The sequence below is a fragment of the Exiguobacterium sp. 8A genome, from assembly GCF_902506275.1.
In the GTDB taxonomy this organism is placed as follows: Bacteria; Bacillota; Bacilli; order Exiguobacteriales; family Exiguobacteriaceae; genus Exiguobacterium; species Exiguobacterium profundum.
This window is the reverse complement of record NZ_LR733630.1, coordinates 1,605,792-1,629,663: the sequence shown is the minus strand read 5'-3', so window position 1 is coordinate 1,629,663 and position 23,872 is coordinate 1,605,792. Positions and strand designations below refer to the sequence as shown.

27 protein-coding genes are annotated in these 23,872 nt (G+C 49.1%); 14 read left to right on the top strand and 13 right to left on the bottom strand.

Going from position 1 to position 23,872, the window contains the following annotated elements; all coding sequences use genetic code 11:
* Positions 1-8 precede the first annotated feature (8 nt).
* Positions 9-650, bottom strand: coding sequence for a TVP38/TMEM64 family protein (locus GVY42_RS08340; RefSeq protein WP_078147622.1), 642 nt, complete (start codon positions 648-650; stop codon positions 9-11).
* 203 nt (positions 651-853) lie between these two features.
* Here GVY42_RS08340 and GVY42_RS08335 point away from each other — a divergent pair, with 203 nt between their 5' ends.
* Positions 854-2,563 (top strand): methyl-accepting chemotaxis protein, encoded by a 1,710-nt coding sequence (locus GVY42_RS08335; protein ID WP_159562935.1) that lies wholly within the window; start codon positions 854-856, stop codon positions 2,561-2,563.
* A gap of 18 nt (positions 2,564-2,581) precedes the next feature.
* On the opposite strand, the gene GVY42_RS08330 is transcribed toward GVY42_RS08335, so the two are convergent.
* Both GVY42_RS08330 and GVY42_RS08325 read right to left on the bottom strand, forming a co-directional pair.
* Positions 2,582-3,031 carry a DUF1801 domain-containing protein gene (locus GVY42_RS08330; RefSeq protein ID WP_159562934.1) on the bottom strand — a complete coding sequence of 150 codons (450 nt, stop codon included), beginning with the start codon at positions 3,029-3,031 and terminating at the stop codon, positions 2,582-2,584.
* A complete protein-coding gene (locus GVY42_RS08325) occupies positions 3,028-3,384 on the bottom strand; it encodes a DUF2200 domain-containing protein (RefSeq protein ID WP_012727286.1) in 357 nt (118 codons plus the stop codon). Before GVY42_RS08325 ends, GVY42_RS08330 begins: the two co-directional genes overlap by 4 nt.
* A gap of 114 nt (positions 3,385-3,498) precedes the next feature.
* Here GVY42_RS08325 and GVY42_RS08320 point away from each other — a divergent pair, with 114 nt between their 5' ends.
* From GVY42_RS08320 to GVY42_RS16725, 3 genes are read left to right on the top strand one after another with little or no spacing between them, the layout of a single operon-like run.
* On the top strand, positions 3,499-3,951 hold the full coding sequence (locus GVY42_RS08320) for a MarR family winged helix-turn-helix transcriptional regulator (RefSeq protein ID WP_159562933.1): 453 nt from the start codon (positions 3,499-3,501) through the stop codon (positions 3,949-3,951).
* Positions 3,952-3,964: 13 nt separating this feature from the next.
* Positions 3,965-4,309: a GNAT family N-acetyltransferase gene (locus GVY42_RS08315; RefSeq protein ID WP_373562209.1), complete on the top strand. Its 345-nt coding sequence runs from the start codon at positions 3,965-3,967 to the stop codon at positions 4,307-4,309.
* A 23-nt stretch (positions 4,310-4,332) separates the two neighbouring features.
* Entirely contained in the window at positions 4,333-4,476 is a 144-nt protein-coding gene (locus GVY42_RS16725) for a GNAT family N-acetyltransferase (protein WP_373562228.1), read from the top strand.
* Here the strand turns inward: GVY42_RS16725 and GVY42_RS08310 are convergent.
* On the bottom strand, positions 4,473-5,138 hold the full coding sequence (locus GVY42_RS08310; RefSeq protein WP_159562931.1) for a haloacid dehalogenase type II: 666 nt from the start codon (positions 5,136-5,138) through the stop codon (positions 4,473-4,475). The two genes, GVY42_RS16725 and GVY42_RS08310, sit on opposite strands and share 4 nt — an antisense overlap.
* Positions 5,139-5,209: 71 nt before the next feature.
* Here GVY42_RS08310 and GVY42_RS08305 point away from each other — a divergent pair, with 71 nt between their 5' ends.
* From GVY42_RS08305 to GVY42_RS08280, 6 genes are all read left to right on the top strand, one after another.
* Positions 5,210-5,803, top strand: a complete 594-nt coding sequence (locus GVY42_RS08305) for an FMN-binding negative transcriptional regulator (protein WP_159562930.1) — start codon at positions 5,210-5,212, stop codon at positions 5,801-5,803.
* Between the two features lie 155 nt (positions 5,804-5,958).
* The gene (locus GVY42_RS08300) at positions 5,959-6,990 is read left to right on the top strand and encodes an iron-siderophore ABC transporter substrate-binding protein (RefSeq protein WP_168169901.1); all 1,032 of its coding nucleotides are present in this window, start codon (positions 5,959-5,961) and stop codon (positions 6,988-6,990) included.
* Positions 6,991-7,010: 20 nt separating this feature from the next.
* Positions 7,011-8,012 carry an iron ABC transporter permease gene (locus GVY42_RS08295; protein ID WP_236548949.1) on the top strand — a complete coding sequence of 334 codons (1,002 nt, stop codon included), beginning with the start codon at positions 7,011-7,013 and terminating at the stop codon, positions 8,010-8,012.
* Positions 8,009-9,040 carry an iron chelate uptake ABC transporter family permease subunit gene (locus GVY42_RS08290; protein WP_159562928.1) on the top strand — a complete coding sequence of 344 codons (1,032 nt, stop codon included), beginning with the start codon at positions 8,009-8,011 and terminating at the stop codon, positions 9,038-9,040. The genes GVY42_RS08295 and GVY42_RS08290 overlap by 4 nt, the downstream gene beginning before the upstream one ends.
* A complete protein-coding gene (locus GVY42_RS08285; RefSeq protein ID WP_159562927.1) occupies positions 9,041-9,877 on the top strand; it encodes an ABC transporter ATP-binding protein in 837 nt (278 codons plus the stop codon). It begins immediately after the preceding gene.
* A 177-nt stretch (positions 9,878-10,054) separates the two neighbouring features.
* A complete protein-coding gene (locus GVY42_RS08280) occupies positions 10,055-10,453 on the top strand; it encodes a cytidine deaminase (RefSeq protein WP_074035820.1) in 399 nt (132 codons plus the stop codon).
* Between the two features lie 33 nt (positions 10,454-10,486).
* Here the strand turns inward: GVY42_RS08280 and GVY42_RS08275 are convergent, their stop codons facing one another.
* Both GVY42_RS08275 and GVY42_RS08270 read right to left on the bottom strand, forming a co-directional pair.
* Entirely contained in the window at positions 10,487-11,431 is a 945-nt protein-coding gene (locus GVY42_RS08275) for a peptidoglycan DD-metalloendopeptidase family protein (RefSeq protein WP_159562926.1), read from the bottom strand.
* Positions 11,432-11,507: 76 nt separating this feature from the next.
* On the bottom strand, positions 11,508-12,398 hold the full coding sequence (locus tag GVY42_RS08270) for a YafY family protein (protein WP_159562925.1): 891 nt from the start codon (positions 12,396-12,398) through the stop codon (positions 11,508-11,510).
* A gap of 75 nt (positions 12,399-12,473) precedes the next feature.
* On the opposite strand from GVY42_RS08270, the gene GVY42_RS08265 reads away from it, so the two are divergent.
* Positions 12,474-12,992, top strand: a complete 519-nt coding sequence (locus GVY42_RS08265; RefSeq protein ID WP_159562924.1) for a dihydrofolate reductase family protein — start codon at positions 12,474-12,476, stop codon at positions 12,990-12,992.
* A 156-nt stretch (positions 12,993-13,148) separates the two neighbouring features.
* Complete coding sequence (locus tag GVY42_RS08260; RefSeq protein ID WP_159562923.1) at positions 13,149-14,219, top strand: diguanylate cyclase; 1,071 nt, start codon at positions 13,149-13,151, stop codon at positions 14,217-14,219.
* A 72-nt stretch (positions 14,220-14,291) separates the two neighbouring features.
* On the opposite strand, the gene GVY42_RS08255 is transcribed toward GVY42_RS08260, so the two are convergent.
* From GVY42_RS08255 to GVY42_RS08225, 7 genes are all read right to left on the bottom strand, one after another.
* The gene (locus GVY42_RS08255; protein WP_159562922.1) at positions 14,292-15,026 is read right to left on the bottom strand and encodes a polysaccharide deacetylase family protein; all 735 of its coding nucleotides are present in this window, start codon (positions 15,024-15,026) and stop codon (positions 14,292-14,294) included.
* A 50-nt stretch (positions 15,027-15,076) separates the two neighbouring features.
* Positions 15,077-15,556 carry a GNAT family N-acetyltransferase gene (locus tag GVY42_RS08250; RefSeq protein WP_236548948.1) on the bottom strand — a complete coding sequence of 160 codons (480 nt, stop codon included), beginning with the start codon at positions 15,554-15,556 and terminating at the stop codon, positions 15,077-15,079.
* A gap of 8 nt (positions 15,557-15,564) precedes the next feature.
* Positions 15,565-15,846: a hypothetical protein gene (locus tag GVY42_RS08245; RefSeq protein ID WP_159562920.1), complete on the bottom strand. Its 282-nt coding sequence runs from the start codon at positions 15,844-15,846 to the stop codon at positions 15,565-15,567.
* 116 nt (positions 15,847-15,962) lie between these two features.
* Entirely contained in the window at positions 15,963-17,462 is a 1,500-nt protein-coding gene (gene gntK / locus GVY42_RS08240; protein WP_159562919.1) for a gluconokinase, read from the bottom strand.
* 16 nt (positions 17,463-17,478) lie between these two features.
* The gene (locus tag GVY42_RS08235; RefSeq protein ID WP_047794873.1) at positions 17,479-18,822 is read right to left on the bottom strand and encodes a gluconate:H+ symporter; all 1,344 of its coding nucleotides are present in this window, start codon (positions 18,820-18,822) and stop codon (positions 17,479-17,481) included.
* Positions 18,823-18,911: 89 nt separating this feature from the next.
* Positions 18,912-19,793 (bottom strand): phosphogluconate dehydrogenase (NAD(+)-dependent, decarboxylating), encoded by an 882-nt coding sequence (gene gnd, locus GVY42_RS08230; protein ID WP_159562918.1) that lies wholly within the window; start codon positions 19,791-19,793, stop codon positions 18,912-18,914.
* A gap of 137 nt (positions 19,794-19,930) precedes the next feature.
* Positions 19,931-22,390 (bottom strand): bifunctional diguanylate cyclase/phosphodiesterase, encoded by a 2,460-nt coding sequence (locus tag GVY42_RS08225; protein ID WP_159562917.1) that lies wholly within the window; start codon positions 22,388-22,390, stop codon positions 19,931-19,933.
* 162 nt (positions 22,391-22,552) lie between these two features.
* On the opposite strand from GVY42_RS08225, the gene GVY42_RS08220 reads away from it, so the two are divergent.
* Positions 22,553-23,401, top strand: coding sequence for a MurR/RpiR family transcriptional regulator (locus tag GVY42_RS08220; protein ID WP_159562916.1), 849 nt, complete (start codon positions 22,553-22,555; stop codon positions 23,399-23,401).
* An 83-nt stretch (positions 23,402-23,484) separates the two neighbouring features.
* Complete coding sequence (locus tag GVY42_RS08215) at positions 23,485-23,871, top strand: hypothetical protein (RefSeq protein ID WP_159562915.1); 387 nt, start codon at positions 23,485-23,487, stop codon at positions 23,869-23,871.
* Position 23,872: the final 1 nt, after the last annotated feature.

Genomic DNA, 23,872 nt, shown 5'->3' with positions numbered 1-23,872 from the left:
ATAAAATTTCAATTCAATCCAAGCCATTTTTTAACCGGTTCTCGGAAGATGTACGTCACGACAATCAAGCCGACGAAGACGAGCGCGGCAATGAAAATCGTGGTGACACTGCCTGAGGCGAGGCTCGCCCCGAGGAAGCTGTAGGCGAACGTACCTGGGATCATGCCGAGCACGGTCGCCGGTACGAAGGCGCGGAAGCGAACACGTGAGATTCCACCGGCATAACTAAGTAAGTCGAAACTGACGAGCGGGATGAGCCGGAGGACAAATACATATAAAAAGCCACGACGCTCCATTTGTGTGAACAGTTTCTCTGACCATGGATAGCGGTCGACGTTGATGACTGAGCGTCCGAAAAAACGCCCCATCACATAACCGGTCGTCGCAGCAGCAGTTGCACCAATAATGATATAGAGGACACCTGGCCATACGCCGAACGCGAGTCCGGCTCCGAGCGAGAGGACGGATGTCGGTAAAAATGCGACCGGACCGATGGCATAAAGAAAAATAAAGAAGAGTGGACCCCAAAATCCGAATGACAAGACGATGTCCCGGATGTCAGACGGACGCAACTCATAGTGAAAATGGGTGATATAAAACAAAGATCCAAACACGAGAAGAAAGAGTGTGAGTTTGAGTGGTCGTGACAAGTTGTCCGCTCCTTTCGTAACCGAATGTATCTGATGTTAGTATACTGCATCTCCATGCAACATAAATGCGAGCCGGCTTACAAAAGGTGTAACGAGATGGAGCAAAGGGGTAGCTATCCGAATCGAAACTTAGGTCAATGCTTTCTAAACATTGCTTCATTTTTCACAAATTCGACACGATAAATAGAATGGGAGGGAAAATGATGAAAAATTTAAGCATGTCTAAGAAGTTTACAGTATTGATTTCATTATTCGTTGTGACACTCGTCATGATTTCAATGTTAAGCCATGTGTTGATTGGAAGAATGGCTGATGCCGGAGAAAAGATATACGAAGAGAGATTGATTCCGATTCGTGCCATTGGACAGTTGAGAACCGATAATCGTGCAATCGACAGTCACTTGTTAGAACTAATGTTGACGACCGAAAGTGCTCGAAATGAAGAGTTACAAAAAAATATTGAAGAGCGTCGGGAGAGTATGGTTACCGATCTCGAAGTATTTAATGATTCGATTTCGACAGAAGATCCTGAATTAATGAGTCGAATCGAAAAGTTGAATGAGGAGACGAACGCATATTTGGAAAGCATAGACGTCGTATTGCAACCTGCATTACGAAATGAAAATGAATCTGCTTACCGACAATATGGAACAGAATTACGACCAATTCGACTTGCGCTTGTTGAGACAGCGAAAGAAGTTATGGATCAGTTGAATGTGGATGCGGAAACGGCCAGTGATACGATGCGGTCTGATCGAGAGCGTGCTGTGTTTATCTTTTGGGGTCTTGTCATTTTGGGAGCTACGCTTTCAATTGGATTAGGCGTCTACATCACGCGCCTTGTGGTTGGTCCGGTGAAAGAATTGAACGTATTGATGAGTCGTGCCGGTGAAGGGGATTTGACAGTCAATAGCACATACACATCACGCGATGAAATCGGGGCGCTCGCACAGTCATTCAATCAGATGAAAGAAAGTTTACGAGAGTTGATTGGTGGAGTGACTTCGACTGCTGGGCGTGTGGCGACTTCATCGGACGATTTGAAAAATAACGTAGAAGAAACGACAAAAGCGACAGAGATGGTAGCTGTGACGATGGAAGAAATCGCTTCGGGTTCACTCCATCAGTTGAAACGGGTCAAGTCTTCAAATGGTACCCTTTCAGAATTGACGAATGGCATTCACCAAGTCTCTGATCGTGCTCAACAGATGACTGTATTATCGGAAGGGGCATTGGACAAAGTACAATCAGGGAATGAGCTAATCGAAACGCTTGAACATCAGCTTGAAGCGATGAATGAAAAAGTGAAGACGTTGCAACAAGTCATTGAGCAGCTTAATACTCGTTCTCAAGAGATTGGTACAATCAGTGGGACCATTTCAGGAATTGCAGAGCAAACGAACTTACTTGCATTAAATGCAGCAATCGAGGCAGCGCGCGCAGGAGATCAGGGACGTGGGTTTGCAGTCGTTGCTGCAGAAGTACGAAAACTTGCGGAAGAATCAGCCGATGCGACCAAACAAATTTCCTCTCTAATTCATCACACACAGACAGAAACAAAGCATGCCGTAGAGACGATGCATGTCGTAGAAGGTGATATGGGACAGAGTGTGACGAACGTGCGGCAGACAGGTGTTGCGTTTGATGAAATTAAAGTGGCCATTGAAGAAGTCGGGCAACAAATAGAAGAAGTGTCCAGTGCTGTACAAGAAATGGCGGCGGGAGCGACAGAAGTGTTGAACTCTGTGAATGAGATTCAAGGAATTACTGAATCGACTGCCACAGAAACAGAGAACACATCAGCAGCTACTGAAGAACAGATGGCATCAATGGAAGAAATTACGGCAGCCGCTCAAGAATTATCGAATATGGCGGATGAGATGCGAGAGATGACGAATCGATTTACTGTGTAAATGAAAAGAGTCCGAAAATTAGTCGGACTCTTTTTTATTATTTCGTTGTCCTTCGTAGTGCTGAATCCATTCCTCGACAGTCATCTTCTCGACGAGTTCTCCGACCAAGTCAAACGGGATTCGCTTCACGTTATTGAAACGGATACAGCTTTTCCCCATATCAAGTTTCGTCGGGACACGACTCGCATACTCCCGTTCGAACCAAGCGAGTAATTCAGGGTCGGCGTAAATGCCCATGTGATACAGTCCGACATGGCGCTTTTGTGCGATTACACTGATAAACGGTAGTGGCGTCCCCGGTGTGACATGATACCCGGACGGATATCGATCGAGTGGAACGACGTAATGGACACCATGTCCGTCCGTCGTTTTTTCAAATCCGCCAGGTAAATGATCATCGATGACCTCGAGCAGATGAATAAATGAATCGAGCCGTGCCTCGTCGACGAGTGCCGTCACATCCATCATGATTCGCCTCCTCGTAAGATCTTCTCCATTTTCTTTCCTTTTGCCAACTCATCGATGAGTTTGTCCAAATAACGGATCTCACGCATGAGTGGTTCTTCAACGTTCTCGACACGAACCCCACAGACGACACCTTTGATGAGGGCGCGGTCTTCATTCAGACGAGGTGCTGAAGCGAAAAACGTATCAAAATCGACTTGATTGGCTATCTGACGTTCGAGTCCGGTCTCATCGTAACCGGTCAACCATTCGATGATGGTGTCGACTTCTTCCTTCGTCCGTCCTTTGCGTTCGGCTTTGGCGACGTAGAGTGGATAAACGCTCGCGAAACTCGTGGTATAGATTCGGTGACCCATCTTTCATTCATCTCCTTCTTAGCGAAAATTCTTACTTCCATTCTCTCACAAATTACGATACGCTTATATAAAGTATTTTGTTGCATTTGCAACAAAAAGTAGAGGTGTCTAATGATGCATGACCATTTACGAGAGATCGGGATGATTGCGCGTGCCCTCGATTCAATCAGCAACATTGAATTCAAGGCACTCGGTTTAGAAAAAGGGAAGTACTTGTACATCGTTAGGATTTTTGAACACCCAGGTATCATTCAAGAACGGCTAGCAGAGTTGATTAAGGTAGACAGGACGACCGCCGCACGTGCCATCAAGAAACTGGAGCAAGAAGGATGGATTGAGAGGCGACCAGATCTTGATAATCAGAAAATCAGACGTTTATACGTGACGGAGAAAGGAGAGGTATTGTACCCGCTCATCATTCGCGAACACGAATATTCTACATCGGTCGCATTATCAGGATTCGACGAGAAAGAAAGTGAGGAGTTGTTACGCCTTTTGAAAAAAGTACGACGTAATGTTGAAACAGATTGGACCGAAGTGAAGAAAGGCAAGTATCGAGAATACTGAGAGGAGCGAGAACATGATTGAAATCTCAAAAGTGACAGACGTAGAAGCCTTACGTCACATTAGCATCCAGACATTTACGGAGACGTTCGCACGTCACAACACAGAAGAACATTTGAACGCTTACTTAGAAAAAGCGTATGCGCCTGAGCAGTTGCAGCATGAGTTGGCACATCCCGATTCTTATTTTTATTTTGCACATGTAAAAGGTGAGTTGGCAGGCTATTTGAAAGTGAACGTACGCGATGCTCAATCTGAACCGATGGGCGAAGATGCGATTGAAATCGAACGAATCTACGTATTAGAAGCGTTTCAAGGTCAAGGGGGGGGAAAGCGTTATTTACTCAAGCAACCGAATTGACGAAGGAACTACACAAACGAAAGATGTGGCTCGGCGTATGGGAACACAATGAAAGAGCGATTCAATTTTATCGACGAAACGGGTTCAGACAAACGGGTGTCCACACATTCTTTATGGGAGAGGATGCACAAAACGACCTCATTTTCATGAGGCCGTTCACGGACTAAAGCCATTCTGACAAGTTGTTTAAGTTCGGATAGATGGCATCTGGTTCTATATCAAATGCTTCAAATGGTAAGTCATTCCGATTGATCCAGGCCGCATGGAAGCCAAAGTTTTTCGCCCCGGCGATGTCCCAACCGTTCGACGATAAAAAGAGCACCTCGTCACGACGAAGACCAGACGTTTTGAACCAATTCATGTAGGCGGCAGGCGTCGGTTTAGGTTGTTTGATGCCGTCGACGCTGACAACCTCATCAAAATAATCGGTGAGACCGGCGTTGTGAAGCAATGCCTTAAGCATCTCGTCCGTCCCGTTTGAGAGAATGACGGTCTTCACGTCATACATCTCTTTTAGGACCGATTCGACCTCCTTATACGGGGTGAGGTGCGCATACGATGCAATCAGACGTTGTTCGATTTCCTTTGTGAATGGTACGTCATGCACGGCTAATGCGTAACGGAGTGCGTCCCGGGTCACTGTATCGAAATCTTCATAGCGTCCCATCATGTGCCGCCAAAAGAAATACTCAAGTTGTTTCGTCCGCCACACTTGGCTGATGGCTGCTCCCTTTTCAGGGAACTCTTGTTCACAGGCATCCTTCACCGAATGGACGTCGAATAAGGTGCCGTATACGTCAAAGACGATGGCTTTAATCGTCGGTTTCATAAATAACATCCCTCCTTCTGTGTCGTTATACCCGTCTTGTTCAGAATATAATAGGAGAAAGGGGGTTCGACATGTATATTCCAACTCAATATTCCGTCACAGAACGAGCAGAGATTTACGCATTTCTCCATGCCAATCCGTTCGGCACGATTGTGACGCATGACGGAGATAAGCCGATTGCGACACACGTCCCGTTACGATTCGATGAGGCGAACGGTCAACTGACGACCCATGTCGCAAAAGCGAATCCGCAGTGGCGAACAATTGAAGATCAAACCGTTCTCGTCATCTTTCAAGGACCAAGTGCTTACGTGTCAGCGTCATGGTATGGCCATGAGGACGTCTCGACATGGAACTATCAAGCCATACACGTGTATGGACGTGCGACGATTCTCAATGAAAACGAGTTGGTTGAGGAACTAGCCGGATTACTTCACGATCATGAAGGCGAACGTGAGCATGCGGTGCGTTGGGATGCATTATCCGAACCGGTGAAGCGACAAATGAACGGCGTCGTCGGGTTTCGGATCGACATCACCGATATGCAGGCGACGTTCAAGTTAAGCCAAAACCGAAACGACGTGGACCATGAACGGATCGTATCGGAGCTTGAAAAACAAGATGAACCGATCGCGGACGTCATGCGACAACATCGAAAGTCCTGATAAACCTGTCCTAAAACGACAGGTTTTTTCATTTTTCTATATCGAATAGCAGTTGACACGAAGGAATAGCAAGTCTATACTCATAACTGATAATGATTATCAGTATCGAGAAAATAGAGAAGTTGAAAAAGGAGAAGAAACACGTGAACAAGACAATGAAGAAGTGGTTACATATGTTTATTTTTGCTTCAGCGTTTGCACTCATCTTAGCCGGCTGTGGTTCGGAAGAAGCTGAGAACGCTTCCACGAACGAAGGGACGGAAGAGTCAGCAGAAGGATATCCAATCACAATCGAGCATGCGTTCGGTGAGACTGTCATCGAAGAAAAACCAGAGCGTGTCGCAACGATTTCGTGGGGAAACCATGACGTCGCACTTGCACTCGATGTCGTACCGGTCGGATTCTCAGCTGCGAACTACGGTGTCCAAGATGATAGCGGGATGCTCCCATGGACAGCAGAGAAGTTGACAGCGCTTGGCGAAGAGAACCCGAACATCTATCAAGACACGGACGGATTAGACTTTGAAGCAATCGCAGATTCAAATCCCGATGTCATCTTGGCCGCCTACTCAGGCATCACGCAAGAAGACTATGACACGCTTAGCCAAATCGCACCGGTCGTTGCATATCAAGAAACACCTTGGGTCACCTCATGGCAAGACATGGTTCGTTATGACTCACTCGCAATGGGACTTGGTGAAGAAGGCGAACAGTTAATCAAAGACACGGAGCAGTTGATTACTGACAAAGCGACAGCCGTTCCTGAGATTGCTGGAAAGAAAGCCGCTTTCGTCTCGATGAGCGCAGAAGATCTTTCAAAATTCTATATCTATACAACAGGTGATCCTCGTGGTGCCTTCATCGAAGAACTCGGCATGGAGTACCCACAAAACATTGTCGACGAAGCTGAAAAAGCAAATAGCTTCTATCTCGAGCTCAGCAAAGAGAACGCCGACATTTTGAACGACGTCGACATCTTCGTCACATACGGAAATGAAGACACGTTGAAGGCGCTTCAAGCAGACCCGCTCTACAGTAAAGTACCAGCCATCGAACGCGGATCGGTCGTATTGATTGAAGACAACACGCCACTCGCAGCGGCTGGAACACCGACGCCACTCTCGATTGAATATACGATTGATGAGTACGTTTCACGCGTATCGGATGCCCTTGCGAAAGTAAAATGATGCAAAATCAGGTGAAACAGATGCATACCCCGAAGTACTTCCCGCTCCTGTTAGTTGGGACGCTCGTACTGACGGTGCTATGCATCGTGGCATCCCTTGCCTTCGGCTCTCGAACAGTCGGATGGAATGAACTGCTGGACGGTTTATTCCGTCCGGCTGTTCAGTCGTATGAGGCAGACATTGTCCGGGAGCGGGTCGTCCGGACAATTTTCAGTTTTATGTGTGGCGCAGCACTCGGTGTGGCGGGTGCACTCATGCAGTCGGTGACGCGTAACCCAATCGCTGACCCGAGTATTCTTGGGGTCAACACGGGAGCAGCGCTCGCCGTCGTCATCGGCATCGCATTCTTCAACATCGCGACGGCGAGTGCGTTCATCTGGTTTGCGCTCGTCGGGGCGCTATTGACGGCCATTTTCGTTTTCGGCATCGGTTCACTCGGAAGGGGAGGGGCGACCCCGCTCAAACTCGTCTTGGCGGGAGCGGCGACAAGTGCAGCATTATCGTCGCTCGTCATGGCTCTTATGATTCCACGCTCAAACGTCATGGACCAGTTCCGCTTTTGGCAAGTAGGGAGTGTCGGTGCGGGAAATCTGGATTCGATTTATACATTTTTACCGTTTCTTCTAATCGGTCTCGTGATTGCGGTAGTGACCGCACCTTCCTTGAACGCACTTGCGCTCGGGGAGGAGATGGCGAAGAGTCTTGGTGTTCGGACGAGGACATTGAAGTTGACCGCCTCGTTCGCAGGCGTGATTCTGTGTGGGGCTGCGACTGCACTCGCTGGACCGATTGGGTTTATCGGACTTCTCGCCCCACATTTGATTCGACTCGTGCTCGGTCCTGACCAACGCTACCTCATGCCGATGTCTGCCTTAGCAGGTGCCATCATCTTGACCTTCTCGGATGTCATGGGACGTTTGCTCGGAAGTCCAGGTGAACTTGAGGTCGGGATTGTGACGGCGTTCATCGGGGCACCGATCTTGATTCTATTGACAATGAAAGTGAAAGTAAGAGGACTATGATGCAACCAGCGATTGAACAAATCAGACAAGGTCGCATGAAGCGACGCCGTCGTTATGTCGGGATGACGATTCTTTTGACCATCATAGCGGTAGCATTGAGCGGGTTGATGCTCATGTTGGGCAATACGATTTATCCGGTTCAGGATGTCATCCGCGTCTTGCTCGGGGAAGACGTAAAAGGGGCGACGTTCGCCGTTGAAGTATTGCGTCTACCACGTATGCTCGCTGGTGTCTTTGCCGGTGCAGCATTTGGTGCTGCGGGAACGATTTTCCAAACGATGCTTCGAAATCCGCTTGCCAATCCAAATGTCATCGGGATCACAACGGGGTCCAGTGCGGCGGCTGTCTTCTGTATCGTCGTCCTACAATCGAGTGAAGCGATAATCTCGATCGCTTCGATTATCGGAGGGCTCGTCACCGTGCTGGTCATCTATTTCCTATCCAAAGGGGCGACTTTCTCCATCGGTCGTTTGGTGTTAGTTGGAATTGGGATTCAAGCGATGTTAACAGCCGTCATCAATTATCTATTGCTCATCAGCCGACAAAACGATGTCGCGATGGCGATGCGGTGGTTGACAGGAAGTTTAAATGGGGCGAAACTTGAGGAGTTGCCACCTTTAATCATCACGGTACTCATCTGTTTACCGATTGTACTGTTACTCACCCGTCAGCTTGAAATGCTCGAGCTCGGAGAAATGGCGGCGACAGGGCTTGGCATCAACACGAACCAGACCAGACTTCTACTCATTGTGGCGGCAGTATTCATGCTCGCCCTTGCAACAGCGACAACGGGACCGATTGCGTTTATTGCCTTCTTGGCAGGGCCGATTGCCAAACGGCTCGTCGGAACGAGCCACGCGGGAATCTTGCCGGCAGCGCTTGTCGGAATCATTTTAGTACTAGCGGCCGACCTTGTCGGACAATTCGCCTTCACGGCACGCTATCCGGTCGGTGTCATCACCGGCATCATTGGCGCGCCTTATCTCTTATACTTGTTGATCCGGATGAACCAGAAAGGGGACTTCTAAATGGCATCCATTATGAAAGTGGAACATCTCACCTCAGGATACGAGGACAAGATGATTTTAAACGATATCAGCCTTGAAATTCCGAGCAATCAAATCAGCATCATCATCGGTGCGAACGGTTGCGGGAAGTCGACACTTCTGAAGACGATGGCACGCCTCATCAAACCGACTGCCGGTCAAGTGACGCTTTACGATAAGCCGATTTCGAAAATGGCACCGAAAAAGCTAGCGCGTGTCCTCGGGATGTTGCCGCAGTCCCCGGTAGTACCGGAAGGGATCACGGTCGCCGATCTTGTCGGTCGCGGTCGTTACCCGCATCAATCGTTCTTAAAGGGGTGGACGAAAGCCGATTACGAAGCTGTCGCCGAGGCGATGGAGATGATGAACATCACGGAGTTCGCGGATCGTCCCATCGACGAGTTGTCAGGCGGACAGCGCCAACGCGTCTGGATTGCGATGGCACTGGCTCAACAGACGGACGTGCTCTTTTTAGACGAGCCGACGACGTATCTCGATATCACGTATCAGGTCGAGATTCTCGATTTGTTGACGGACTTGAATCGAAAGTACGGGACGACAATTGTCATGGTGTTGCACGATATCAACTTGTCGGCACGTTATGCGGACTATATCTTCGCGCTCGACAAAGGGAAGTTGATTGCCGAAGGGAAGCCATCGAACGTCATCACGTGTGATTTGATCCATCGTGTCTTCAACCTCCGCTGTTCGGTCATGTGTGACCCGGTATCGGGTTCACCCTCCGTTATTCCGATTGGTCGTCATCACGTGCAGACAGAAACGGAAGAAGCGCCTGTCGCGCAGCTTGAATTGGTATAACTACGTATAGAGAGTCAAGAAGGGGTGAGCGCTCCTTCTTTTTTGTTTATTCATGAAAGCGTTTGTAAAAAGTCATTGACTTCTCTTTGGGGTGGGTGTATGCTAAAAATCCTGCCCAAAATGAGAGGCATGGGGACTGGCATCAGTTCATTCGATATTCGAGAGGAATGACTTAAGATGAACCAACAACAATTAGTCGAGCGCGCACGCCAATTGAAGGACAATGCGTATTCACCATATTCGAAGTTCCGCGTCGGCGCGGCACTTCTCATGAAGGACGGTACGGTCATCGACGGCGTCAACGTCGAGAACGTTTCGTTCGGAGCAACGAACTGTGCAGAGCGTACAGCAATCTTCACAGCAGTCGCTCAAGGATACAAAAAAGGTGACTTCGAAGCGGTTGCCGTGTCTGGGGACACGGAAGACTTTTTGCCACCTTGCAGTATCTGCCGCCAAGTCATGGTCGAGTTCGGCGATCCTGACTTCAAAGTACTTCTCACAAACGGCAACGCCGATGTGAAAGAAGTGACGCTTGGGGAACTCGTTCCGCTCGCGTTCACTGATTTGGATATGTGATATTGAACCCCCTCAGATTCCTGAGGGGTTTTCTTATCCAAAAAAGCGAAAAAATAATCGCGGAATGGCTTGAACAACATAAAGGAGCAGTTCTGAAAAATCGAGGGCTGCAATCCCATACGACCATCCTTCTTCCTCGCGGGAAGTGACTACTTTTCCACGCATAGGTCGTAATCGACCTTTCCATTGAATCGGGAGGGCGGTCGCGCTGTACACATCCGGGTGATTCATGACACGCATATGCAAGCGTGGCTCAGGCGTAATTCCGGAGCGCCCACAGCGCCCAATCAACTGTTTGGTTTTGACCGTATCTCCCACATTCACGGCAATGGAACCATTCTCAAGATAGGCGAGAAGGCAATATTCATCGTTCGCATGTTGAATGATGACGTGATTCCCGAATGGATGATCAGCATCTAGTTCGTCTGACAACCCATCCACGACTTGATGAATCGTCCCGTGTAATGGAGCAATCACTCGTTCCCCAAACGCATACGAGCCGTCCATCCCGATTTTTCTACGATTGTAAGGTTGTTGCTCTTGTGTTTTCAAAAAGTCATAACCATCACGCTTTTTTCGGATTGGATCATGATGATAAGTTCCGAGGGTTGTCCCTTCGGAGACGACGAACCACTCTTCTTTGAATGGGAGATGGTATTTATTCTGAGTAAAAGGATTAGTCTCTTTTGAAGAGGATGAGACAGTCATCTGGATGGATGCGATCTCATTCGCGTGATTGAATTGGACGTACAATAACTTTTCTTTTCGAGAATCCGACCATAATACATACCGATTCCCGTTCAACACCATTTCATTGAGCAGGCGATAGCGCCGAATGCCGTGATGGAAAGCGGACGCCTGCCGATGAAAGGCATCCATGGAATACTGAGATTTGAATGAGTCGCTCGTCTGATGATAAATGTCATCGAACTGACCCGATTTGAATAGTTGGATGAACTGTTTGTACGCGTGACGCATATCTATACCGCCTTTGTTGAGTGTTGGTTATTATACGGACGAAAATTTATAAATGTTTCGTGATCATCACCAAAAATTACATATATCGCTGCATCAAGCGTTCCGCATGCTCCTTCATCATCTCCCGCAATGCGCTTGGCGCTTTGACCTCCACTTCCGCTCCGGCTTTCAATAGCTGCCTCGATAAAAATGACAGCTCTTCTTTCGGGACTTCCCACTCATTCAATTCATCGATATCGGGTAATACATCTTCAAGCAAACGGCGACCGAGTGGGGTGAGGTCGAGTCGAACGGTCACACCGTTTCGTTCATCACTTGTCTGCAATACGCTCATCAAATCCTCGGACTCAAACGGTTCCTCAAGCATGTGGACCGCCTCGATGCGATCAATCCGATATTGCCGAAGCCCCAGTTCGGAGAGCCCGAAGACGTACCATTTCAAATCAAGGAGTGCCATACCGACTGGTGCAACGGTGAACGTGCGTTGCCCGTTCGTCGTCCGATAGGTCATCTTCATCTTGTTTCGACGTTCGACCGCCTGATAGATTTCTTTCGTGAACGGCGCTTTGGGAATTTGTTTGTTCCCGAGCCACAGGATGTTTCGCTCCAATCGACGAATCTTCTCTGCGAGGTCGTGCGGCAACTCGTTCACATACCAGTCGGACAATGTACTTCGTATATCCCCAAATGGCACGTCAGGGATGTGTTCCATCCATTTGAGCGTGAGATAGAGTGCGACGGCTTCTTGTTCGCGGAGATGGAGCGGGGGCAATAAACGATTCGGCAACATCTCATATCCTCCGCCGATTCCAGGTACGCTCCAAATCGGATAACCGAGCTCTTCGAGCGATAGCATGTCCCGTTGAATCGTCCGGATGGAGGCGCCTGTCTCCTGAGCCAGTTCTTCAGCCGTGAAGCGTCGTCCATGATTGAGTAGCCGAATCAATTGTAAATGTCTTTTTCTCATTCGAATCATTCCCGTCATCTTTTGTCGTGTTTATTGATTAAACTGAATGTATCACGAATCAAGGAGGAAAACAGGATGCCGAATGTAGTGTTATATATTGCGATGAGTTTAGACGGAAAGATTGCTCGGTCAAACGACCAACTCGATTGGTTATTTGCTGTTGAGGGGGATGGGGACAACGGCTATGCTGAATTTTTCAAGACCGTTGGTGCTGTCATCATGGGACGGAAGACGTATGAGGAAGTGTTGAAGTTAGAAGAGGGAATGTATCCATACAAAGACATCCCGAACTACATTTTGACACGTCAGGCTAACCGTGAGGCCGAGCATGTCACATTCACGGACGAACCAATCAAAGAACTCATCAATCGGTTAAAGCAAGAAGTTGATCAAGATATTTGGCTCATTGGTGGTGGGGAAGTCATCAAAGCCGCTATGGAACATGACTTGATTGATCGTTATGAGATTGCGATTGCGCCGGTCGTGTTAGGAGAGGGAATCCCTCTTTTCCCAGAAGGTACGAAAGAGACGAAACTTCGACTGACGAGTCACCACGCCTCCGGTCAATTTGTGATGGTGACATATGAACGATAAATGAGCATCGAGTCCACATAAGGGCTCGATTTTTTCATAATAAGGAAAAATATTCATTTTGTAGAATTTTTTACACCTTAGCATGTTAGTTGATGATGGAAATTGGATATATGTAGAGAGTGGAAGTGACATGACAAATGTGAAGGGGACCAACTAATGTTCATGAGTCTAATCGCCAATTCGTGTATTTCTTTTACTGGCATCTATTTCATCTCGAAGATCATGAACTATCATACGAGACATGTGCACATCCAAAAATTCATCATCGGTGTGCTCTCGGGATGTTTCGGGATTTTTCTAATCACGCAAAGTATTGAATTTGAGAATGCGGTAAAAATTGATTTTCGTTTTCTCGTCCTCCTTTTACTCGGGTTTTATCGTTTGGTCTCTCCGTTGTTTATCGCAGCTACAATCATGTCGATTCACCGATTCAGCTACGGTATCGACTTTTACTCGATTGTGGCATGTGTCGCCCTCTTTACGATGGTGATCGGGACGATCCTGACATATCGAATCGTCTGGCTACAGAAGCGGCTTTTCCAATTCGGTCTTACGTTGAACGTGTGGACATGTTTAGTTGCAGCAATGGGGATTCTTGTCGGAGGCGGATTTACGGAACGTGCTCTCGATGTCGCGTTGTTGGTTACAATGATCAGTTTCCCAATCGGATTGTTGATCACCATGCTGAATATTGATCTATATCTCATCCATCACCGTGTGAGAGAGTATAAAGTTTCAGCGGAAACCGACCATTTGACGGGTCTGGCAAACCGTCGAGCATGGGAGATGCAGATGAAAAAGTTCAAAGGACAATATACGACATGTAATGTATTGATTTTAGATATTGACCACTTCAAACAAATCAACGATCAATATGGTCATGCGAACGGCGACGAGGTATTGAAACAATTTGCAGAACTCTTGCACCGAGAAACAAGGAATCAAGACATTAAAGCACGGATCGGTGGAGAAGAATTTGGTCTTTTGATTCCAATGCTTTCTCAGAGTGAGGTGGTCAACGTAGCGGAGCGGATTAGACATAGTATATCGAAACATGAGTTCAAGCTACTCGATCAACAAAAAATTCAGTTATCCGTTTCTATTGGGATTGCGAACGGAAAGAGCGAGAATCTACGTGAGATGATTCGTCTGGCAGATGATTGTTTATATCAGGCGAAAAATAGTGGTAGAAATCGTACACACGTGACGGAAACTATAGTTGGATAAACAAAGCGTGTCGGTCATCCCGATACGCTTTTGGATTGTATAAAAACTGCAGACCATTAAGATGATCTGCAGTCATGGGGTCGCTCGTTCGCTTAAATGCGGTTCCCACACATCGGAAAAGTTGTGAACCGGGTGGGCACCTTCTAAGGTCCGGAATTCATAATCTCGTTCTTTCGCATAGCGGATGATTGTATCAAGTGCTTTCGGTGTCATCGAGTGATCGTGCGCCAAAATGATGGAAGCAATATTCGCCGTACGATTCGCTTCGAGGAGGTCGAATACGCGTTGTTCGACGCGTGCATTGTCTTTCTTATACACATGGTCGAGACTGCTGACGTTCCAATCCCATATTTCAAAACCGGCATCGGTCATCGCCTGCCAGTGTGCGGATGTCATGCCGGCGTCGCTCCCGTAAATCGTCCGGGCCATGTTCGTATGAATGCCTGTCACTTCATAGATAAGTGCTTGTACTTCCTGCATCTGACGTACGGCCGTCAACGGTGTTTCATAAAATTCATCCCGTTCGTGCCGCATCCCGTGTAAGGCAATCAGGTGACCTTCCGCAATCATGCGATGAAGCAGATGCTCATTTCCTTCGATATTCTTCCCGAGGATGAAGAAGGTTGCCTTCACTTGATGTTTCTTCAAGACATCGAGTAGCTTTCCCGTTTTCCAGTTCGGTCCATCATCGAGCGTCAAATAGATAAGACTCGGGTCGTTATAGGCCTTCGGATCCGGGATCGCAGCCTGAGACAAAGACCCAATCAATAGAAAGATCGACATGAGTAAAAGAACGCGTTTCATCATTCAATTCAAAACTCCCTCAAATCAAAACCAAGTGACATGTGATACATACTTTACCATATGTCCGAGACATCGAGACGATAAATTTGTTCGTCAAGTTCTGTCGCGAAAAAGGTGAATTTCAATTTCTTCAATAGCGCGATCGATGCCGTGTTCGTCCCATGCACACCGGCTTTGAACTCTTTCGCTCCTTGACCATTCAAGTGACGAATCAATCCCGACATCACTTCAAATGCATAGCCTTGACGCGCTCGCGTGGGTACGATGGTGTAGCCAATCCAATAGGTCGTACCTTCTTGCTGAATATAGACATCACCAATCAATTCATCCGTCGCTTTGTCAATGATGGCGAGTTGCATGCCGTGTTGAAGCGATTGTTCACCGAGTAGGACGTTTTCATATTCCTCACGGGTGAGCCCTTTGAACGATTGATGCTTCATCCAGTCCAAGTCGTTCCGATAGGTCATGAACGACTCGATGTCTTGTCGTTCGAACGGGCGGATGAGGCAACGTGGTGTCTTGAGTATGATCATCATATCGCTCAAACGACTTTCTTTTCTTTTTTGAATAGACCGACCAATAGAAGCGCAAGACCACTAAAGAAGATCGCAGGGAAAATCAACCACATGATCAATCCGGCCCAACCGTTCTGCACACTGATGGCGTAGGAGAGTCCGATTGAAAAGGCTAAGGCAGGTGATATAGGAATCATAAGAGCGATTCCCCATATTTTCAATTTTGTGTTTCGTGCTTCGCCTGTACTGAACCAATACGCCACGAATGCGCCTAGACCTGCAATGAGATATCCGATTGCGATCGCCATTTGACCAATCCCTTCTCTAATGTTGACAGTTCAACCTCGCACTTACTTTCCATGTATGAAACGAAATCTCCTGTCATGATTCAAAAAACCGAGCCCTTGAAGGACTCGGTTTGACGTCACACATGCTTCCGTTGAAACGCCGAAATGGCTTCATATTCTTCCGACAGATGACGCGACAGGCGAATGTAGATCGGCAAAAGCTCCCGATAGACGTTCGTCGCTTCCATGTCCGGTGTATGCTCGTGGGTCACTTGAGGTACTTCTTGGAACTCCTCGATGTCCCCGAAGGCATATTCCCCGAGCATGACAGCCCCGAGACATGAACTTTCATGACTCTCCGGCACGACGACCGGCGTATCGAAGATGTCTGCCATCATCTGACGCCACAAGCTCGATTGGGCAAAACCACCTGTCGCATGGATGCGGTTCGGGGCGCCCGTCAACTCATCGAGTGCGAGCATGACCGTATAGAGGTTAAAGATGACCCCTTCCAATACAGCGCGGATGAAATGTTCGCGCTTATGGTGAATGCTGAGCCCGAAGAATGAACCGCGAGCGTTCGAATCCCAAAGTGGAGCCCGTTCACCCATCAAATACGGATGGAACAACAGTCCGTCCGCACCCGGTTTGACCGTCTCGGCGATTCGCGTCAACACATCGTACGCGTCGATCCCGAGTCGTTTCGCCGTCTCGACCTCACTTGCTGCGAACTCGTCACGGAGCCAGCGGAGGATGATGCCGCCGTTATTGACTGGTCCACCGATTACCCAATGCTTGTCCGTCAGCGCGTAACAGAAGATGCGACCTTTTGGATCTTCGACCGGTTCCGAGACGACTGTCCGGATGGCGCCACTTGTCCCGATTGTCACGGCGACGACGCCTTGTTCGAAGGCACCGACCCCGAGGTTCGAGAGCACGCCGTCGCTTGCCCCGATGACGAGCGGGAAGTCCCAGCCGAGCGTCTCGGTCACGTCTGGTGTCACATGTAAAATTTCTGTCGTCGGCACGAGTTCAGATAAACGATCTGGTGTCACACCGGCAACCGTCAGTGCTTCCGCATCCCAATCTCGTTGTTTCAAATTGAACAACCCCGTCGCCGAGGCGATGGAGTGGTCGACGACGAAGCGTCCCGTCAACCGATAGAAGACATATTCTTTGATGGAGACGAACTTGTCCGTCCGGGTAAAGACGTCAGGGTACTCCGCTTTCAACCAGCGCAATTTGGACAGCGGTGCCATCGGGTGGACCGGGGTACCGGTACGCATATGGAGGGCGCTCGCATCAAAGTTGCGTTTGATTTCTTGCGTATACGGATTCGCCCGACTGTCGGCCCACGTGATGCTGTTCGTGAGCGGACGTCCTGCCGCATCGAGCGCAATCAAACTATGCATCGCCGAGCTGAACGATGCGAAGCGAATCGGACCGTCCGCTTTGGCACGGACCGCCAAGACGGCTTCAAGCACGGCCCCGTAGATGACGACCGGGTCTTGCTCGGCCGTCTCCGTATCGGGCGTGAGAAGCGGATACAACACGTTATGTACCGCCAGTTGTTGATGACCGTTGAACAGGACAGCTTTCGTACTCGTCGTCCCGATATCGACCCCAATCGTATACACACAATCACTTCCTAACTTAGATGATAAATAGGCTAATCAAGAACACAACGGCGAAGCCGGTGAGTCCGATAATCGTTTCCATAATCGTCCATGACTTGAGCGTGTCTTTCACATCGAGACCGAAGTATCGGTTGACGAGCCAGAAGCCCGAGTCGTTGACGTGTGAGAGGACTGTCGCCCCTGAAGCGATGGCGATGACAATCAAACCGAGTGCCGCACCCGTGATGTTTTGAATTTCGAGTAGCGGTGTGATGAGTCCGGCTGCCGTGACCATCGACACTGTTGCCGATCCTTGGGCGACACGGACGACCGTCGCAATCAAGAAGGCGAGGACGATTGCCGGAAGTGGTGAACCGGCCATCATTTCACCGAGCACGTCACCAACACCTGAGTCAATGAGCACTTGTTTAAACACACCACCGGCCCCTGTGACGAGGATGATAATCCCGGCTGGCTCGAGTGCTTTCGTTGCGATCTCTTGTACTTCGTCACGTGAATATCCACGGCGTGTCCCGAGGAAGACGAATGTGAGGAGCGTCGCAATCGTCAAGGCGACGAATGGATGTCCGAGGAATGTCAAGAAATCCCGGACGGCGTTGCCTTCGTCCAAGAGAACCGCTGAGAGCGTGTTCGCTAAAATCAACACGAGCGGAATCAAGATGAGCGACAAGATCATTTTGAAACTCGGCAGTTCTTTTGATGTGTCAATTTCTTTGAATTCCATGTAATCCGGAATCGTCACATGAATCTTCTTAGCAATATACTTCCCAAAAACAGGACCGGCTAAAATCATGGCTGGAATCCCGGCGATGACACCGAACAAGATGACCCAACCGAGGTCGGCACCGATCAAGTTCGCAACAGCGATTGGACCAGGTGTCGGTGGGATGAAGCTATGCGTGACCGCGAGACCCGCAAGGAGCGGAATCCCATAGTAAAGAAGCGAGCGTCCCGTCTTTTTGGCGAGACCGTATACGATTGGTACGAGAATGATAAAGCCGACATCAAAGAAGACCGGGACAGCGACGATGAACCCGGTAATCCCGAGTGCCCATTGCGCCTTGTCTTCACCGAACTTACTGACGAGTGTTTGGGCGAGGCGTTCTGCGCCGCCAGAGACTTCGAGCATCTTCCCGAACATCGCGCCAAGACCGACGACGACGGCGACGAAGCCGAGCGTTCCGCCCATCCCGTTTTGGATGGAGGCAATGACATCCCCGAGTGGCATGCCAGCTGCGACCCCGACGATTAAACTGACAAGTAATAACGAAACGAATGCATGAAGTTTTGTGCGAATGACCAAAAACAAGAGCAAGAAGATCCCGGCTAAGGCGATCAAAATAAGTGTTGAGCCAGACATTGAGTATTCCCCCTAAATTCCGAATATGTAACCGTTTACAGTTTTTGACAAAGGAAAAGGCCATATCCCCGTGACCTTTTCCACAGATGTTACTTCTTGACGACCGCGTGACCACCGAACTCGTTGCGGAGTGCAGCGACGACTTTACCTGAGAACGTATCGTCTTCGAGAGAGCGATAGCGCATCATGAGCGAAAGGGCGATGACCGGTGCCGCGGCTTGCAGGTCGAGCGCCGTCTCGATCGTCCATTTGCCTTCACCGGATGAGTGCATGACCCCACGAATCTCATCGAGCTTCGCATCTTTCTTGAAGGCGTTCTCTGTGAGTTCCATGAGCCAAGAACGGACGACCGAGCCGTGGTTCCAGACGCGTGCGACTTGTTCGTAGTCGTAATCGAACGGGCTCTTCTCGAGAATATCGAATCCTTCCGCAATCGCCTGCATCATCCCGTACTCGATGCCGTTATGGATCATCTTCAAGAAGTGACCGCTTCCGGCAGGACCCGTGTACAAGTAGCCATTCTCGACAGACAGATTTTTGAAGATTGGTTCAATCGTTGGCCACGCCTCCGCGTCACCCCCGACCATCGTACAGGCACCATTTCGTGCCCCGTCCGTGCCTCCGCTCGTCCCGCAATCGAAGAATTTGATCTCTTTCTCGGCGAACTGTTCGGCGCGTGCGACCGAGAGTTTGTAGTTCGAGTTCCCGCCGTCGATGACGATGTCGCCTGGCTCGAGTCGCTCATACAATTCGGCGAGCACCGCTTCCGTGACATCTCCGGCCGGGACCATCGCCCAGATGATACGTGGTGTCGACAACTTGCTCACGACATCTTCGAGTGTCGGCACAATCGTAAAGGTGTCCGATGTGACGTCCCCGACGTCCGTCCCGATGACTGTGTGTCCGTGGTCGCTCAAGTTGAGTGCCAAGTTGTAACCCATTTTCCCTAAACCAATCAAACCAATTTCCATATTGTCACCCCTGAAAAAGAATTTTTTTCCGTCTCTGTATTCATCATATCAAAATAAATTCGATTTACAAGTAGGGTTACGGAATTTTTTTCTTTTCCGAATAAAAAATCGACCTCCACAACGGGAGGTCGAACGGATTAACTCGATGATGCTTTCTTATATTGTTGGAAGAAGACTTCAATCTCTTCGGCTGGCAAAGGACGATTGTAGAAATATCCTTGTGCCTGATTACATGATTCGGCTTTCAGGAAAGCGACTTGGTTCTCTGTTTCGACCCCTTCCGCGATGACGTTCAAATCGAGTTCGTGCGCCATCCGGATGATTGTTTTGACAAGAGCTGCATCTTTCTCGTCGCTCTCGATATTCTTCGTGAAGTGCTGGTCGATCTTGAGCGTATCGATTGGGAACAGCTTCAAATAACTGAGGGAGGAATACCCGGTTCCGAAATCGTCGATGGAAAGATGGACACCGAGGGCGACGAGTTCATGCATCGTTTCGATGGCGCGATCTGCACTTTGGATGACACTCTCGGTCAACTCGAGCTCTAAATATTGTGCCGCAAGACCGGATGCGGCGAGTGCCCGACTGACGACCTCTGGTAAATCTTTTTGTGCAAACTGAACGGCCGAGATGTTGACGGCGACTCGGAACGGGGGAATCCCCGCATCTTGCCACGCCTTGTTTTGACGACACGCCTCATTTAAAACAAACTCCCCGAGACGATGGATGCTCCCTGTTTCCTCAGCAATCGGAATAAACTCACCAGGTGAAATCATCCCGAGTTCTGGGTGTTGCCAACGGACGAGCGCTTCCATACCGATGATGGTTTCCGTCTCCAACTGAATTTGCGGTTGATAATGTACAGAGAACTCGCCACGACCGATGCCTTTACGGAGCGCCATTGATAAGTTCGAGCGGCGGGACACTGATTCGTTCAGCTCGTTCGTGAAGAATTGATAGCCGTTTTTGCCGTCCGCCTTCGCCCGGTACATGGCGATATCGGCATTCTTAATCAATTCCTCGGCCGTATCGCCATCGGACGGATGGAGACTGATTCCAATCGAGGCACCCGTGAACACTTCTTCATTCTCGAGTTCAAACGGAGGATGGAGGACGTTGATGAGTTCCTGTGCGTGATGGGCTGCCAAGTTACTTTTCGTATCAGGCGATAAGATGATGAACTCATCCCCACCGAGTCGGGCGAGCGTGTCCGTCTTTTGAATGGTCGACTCGATCCGATTGGTTACTTGTTTCAAGAACTGGTCGCCAATCGAATGGCCGAAGCGGTCGTTGATGACTTTGAAATTGTCCAAGTCGATATAGTATAGCGCGAACGGCTCTTGCTGGGATTGACCGAGAAGAGCATCGAGTCGGTCACTGAACAGGCGGCGGTTCGGGAGTCCCGTGAGTGGATCCAAATACACGAGATCATTGATTTGCGCCTCAATCCGTTTCCGTTCGCTGATGTCACGGATGATACTACTGAAGAAGATTCCTTTCTCTGTCTTCCACGTGCCGAGAGACATTTCAATTGGTACTTCGACGCCGTCCTTTCTTAGTCCGATGAGTTCCACCGTTTGACCGATGACGCGTTTTTCACCCGTTGCTTCGTAGCGACGCATTCCACGTTCATGCGCCTCGCGGAAACGTTCTGGAATAATGGCGACAATCGATTGTCCGACCATCTCGTCAGTCGTGTAACCGAACAAGTCGGTCGCTCCTTGGTTCCACTGTAGAATGACACGAGTGTGGTCAGCGACGATGATGGCATCCGAGGCGGATTCGATGATGGATTCGAATTTCAACTCGAGTTCTTCCGACTGTGCCTCCAGTTGCGAAGCCGTCCGGAGCGATATGTACATCAAAATGAAAAGTGTCATGACGCTCGCTGCGATGACGTAGGCGAGGAGCGTACTATCGACCGAGTATCCACTGACCGGTTGCGTTCCCTCGCTCATCTCTGTGAAACGAGCCGCGCCCATCCCGACGTAATGCATGCCGGAAACGGCGACCCCGATTAATACAGAACTGGCAAGGCGACGCCAATGGAATCGGGAGACGTTTGGGATATAGAAAAGGATATACAGGCCGACGAGCGATGCGACGAAGGCGACGATGGCAGAAGCGACCCACATGACCGGGTCATAGGTAAGAATCGCATTCATCTGCATCGCTTCCATCCCGATATAGTGCATCGAAACAACTCCGACACTAATCAAGAAGGCACCAAAGACGAGTTGAATTGGTCTTGTCTCAGGGTGACTGATGATCCAGAAAGCAAGTCCGGAAGCGACGACGGCCGGCACGATGGATAATAGTACGATGCCAAGATGGTACGTCACATCATCGTGCAAGTGAAACGCCAGCATGCCGATGAAGTGCATGGCCCAAATGCCGAGACCGAGGCTGAAGGCGCCAGCTACGACCCACCTGAGTCGCGAGGCGTGTTTCGCATATTTCAAACGACTGCTAATATCGAGAGCGACACCGGCAGCGAAGATGGCGACAGCGATGGAAAGAATGACGAGTGGTAAGTTATATGAGCTACTCAGGTGATGTTCGATGAGAAACAGTCCTTTCGATTTCAAATGGTACAAAGAGTGAAGCAGTTAAAAAGTGCTTTATTAGAGTAGCACACTCGGGAATCACGCTTCTTGCCTACTTTTGTAAGGTGGGTCAATCATTTGGATGAATCACACATTGCGGAATTTTTTTCGAAACGGTATCGTTAGATTGAAGAAGAGAAAGGGTGATTCTTGATGGAAACGATGAACGGGACGGCCCGCATTCGTGGTGCCTATTCGACACTGAGTAAAAAAGAACAACGCATTGCCGACTACATTTTAAAGCAGCCAGAACAAATCATTCATCATACCATCAATCAGGTGGCAGATGACCTCGATGTCGCGGAATCCACTGTATTCCGTTTTTGTCAGCGTGTCGGATTTAAAGGCTATCAGGCGTTAAAAATTGCACTCGCCTCAGATGTCGTCGCGCCGCTTCAAGATATTCATGAAGATATTACCGAGACGGATACGGCACTCGAAATCGCAGAGAAAATTTTTTCGACGAACGGGAAGACGATTGAATCGACCCGTCAGATTTTAGATGGTGCCTCTCTTGAGAAAACGGTGGAGTTGTTTCTTGGGGCGCGCCGCATCGAATTTTTCGGGAGCGGCGGGTCGGCCGTCGTCGCACTCGATGCGTACCATAAGTTTGTGCGGAGCGGTCTTCAGGTGAGCGCGATGCTCGAGTCGCATATGCAGCTCATGTCAGCCTCACAGCTGACGGCAGAAGACGTCGCCGTCGTCATCTCGCATTCCGGTGCTTCGAAAGAGACGCTCGATATCGCGAAACTGTTAAAAGAGAAAGGTGTCCCGACAATCGCCATCACGAACTATGCGAAGTCACCTCTTTCGAAGATTGCGGACGTGTCTCTGTTTACGGTGTCTCAAGAAACGGCATTTCGCTCAGAGGCACTCGCTTCCCGCATTGCGGAACTCAGTCTGATTGACGCCTTGTTTACAGCCGTCATGATTCGGCGAGGGGACGCGGCCCGGGCATCGCTTCAACAGATGCGCGAGGCGATATCGATGCGCCGAATCTGAGCGAAATAGGGTTAGTTTCTACAAAAAGGTGGAAATTATAAACCCTGAGAGCAAAGCGAGGCTTAGAGAGAGAAGGTGGACCGATGAACCATATTGATTTTTTATCTTCCGACCACTACAACGAGTTCAAACGGTTGGCACAACGGCTCACGGATCCGGGCAGTACCGGTCGAGAATATTTCGCCGCGCTGTATGTGATTGCGGGAAACACCCATGTTCGTGAACGGTTGCTTCCTTATATGGATTTAGAGGCAGGGAAGATCCGGACCTCGACTATCATCGATGACAATACGTTCGATAAACGAGAATTTGTGCTCGCCAAGCTCGTCATCCATCTGTATAACTCAAAAGAATGGGTTCTTCCGACCGAGTTGATTGCCTTGCCGGAAGAGGACTACAAGTTGGCGATGCAGGCAATCACGTTATGCCGTAATGAACAATTTGACGGGGTCACGATCCCGAGCGACTGAT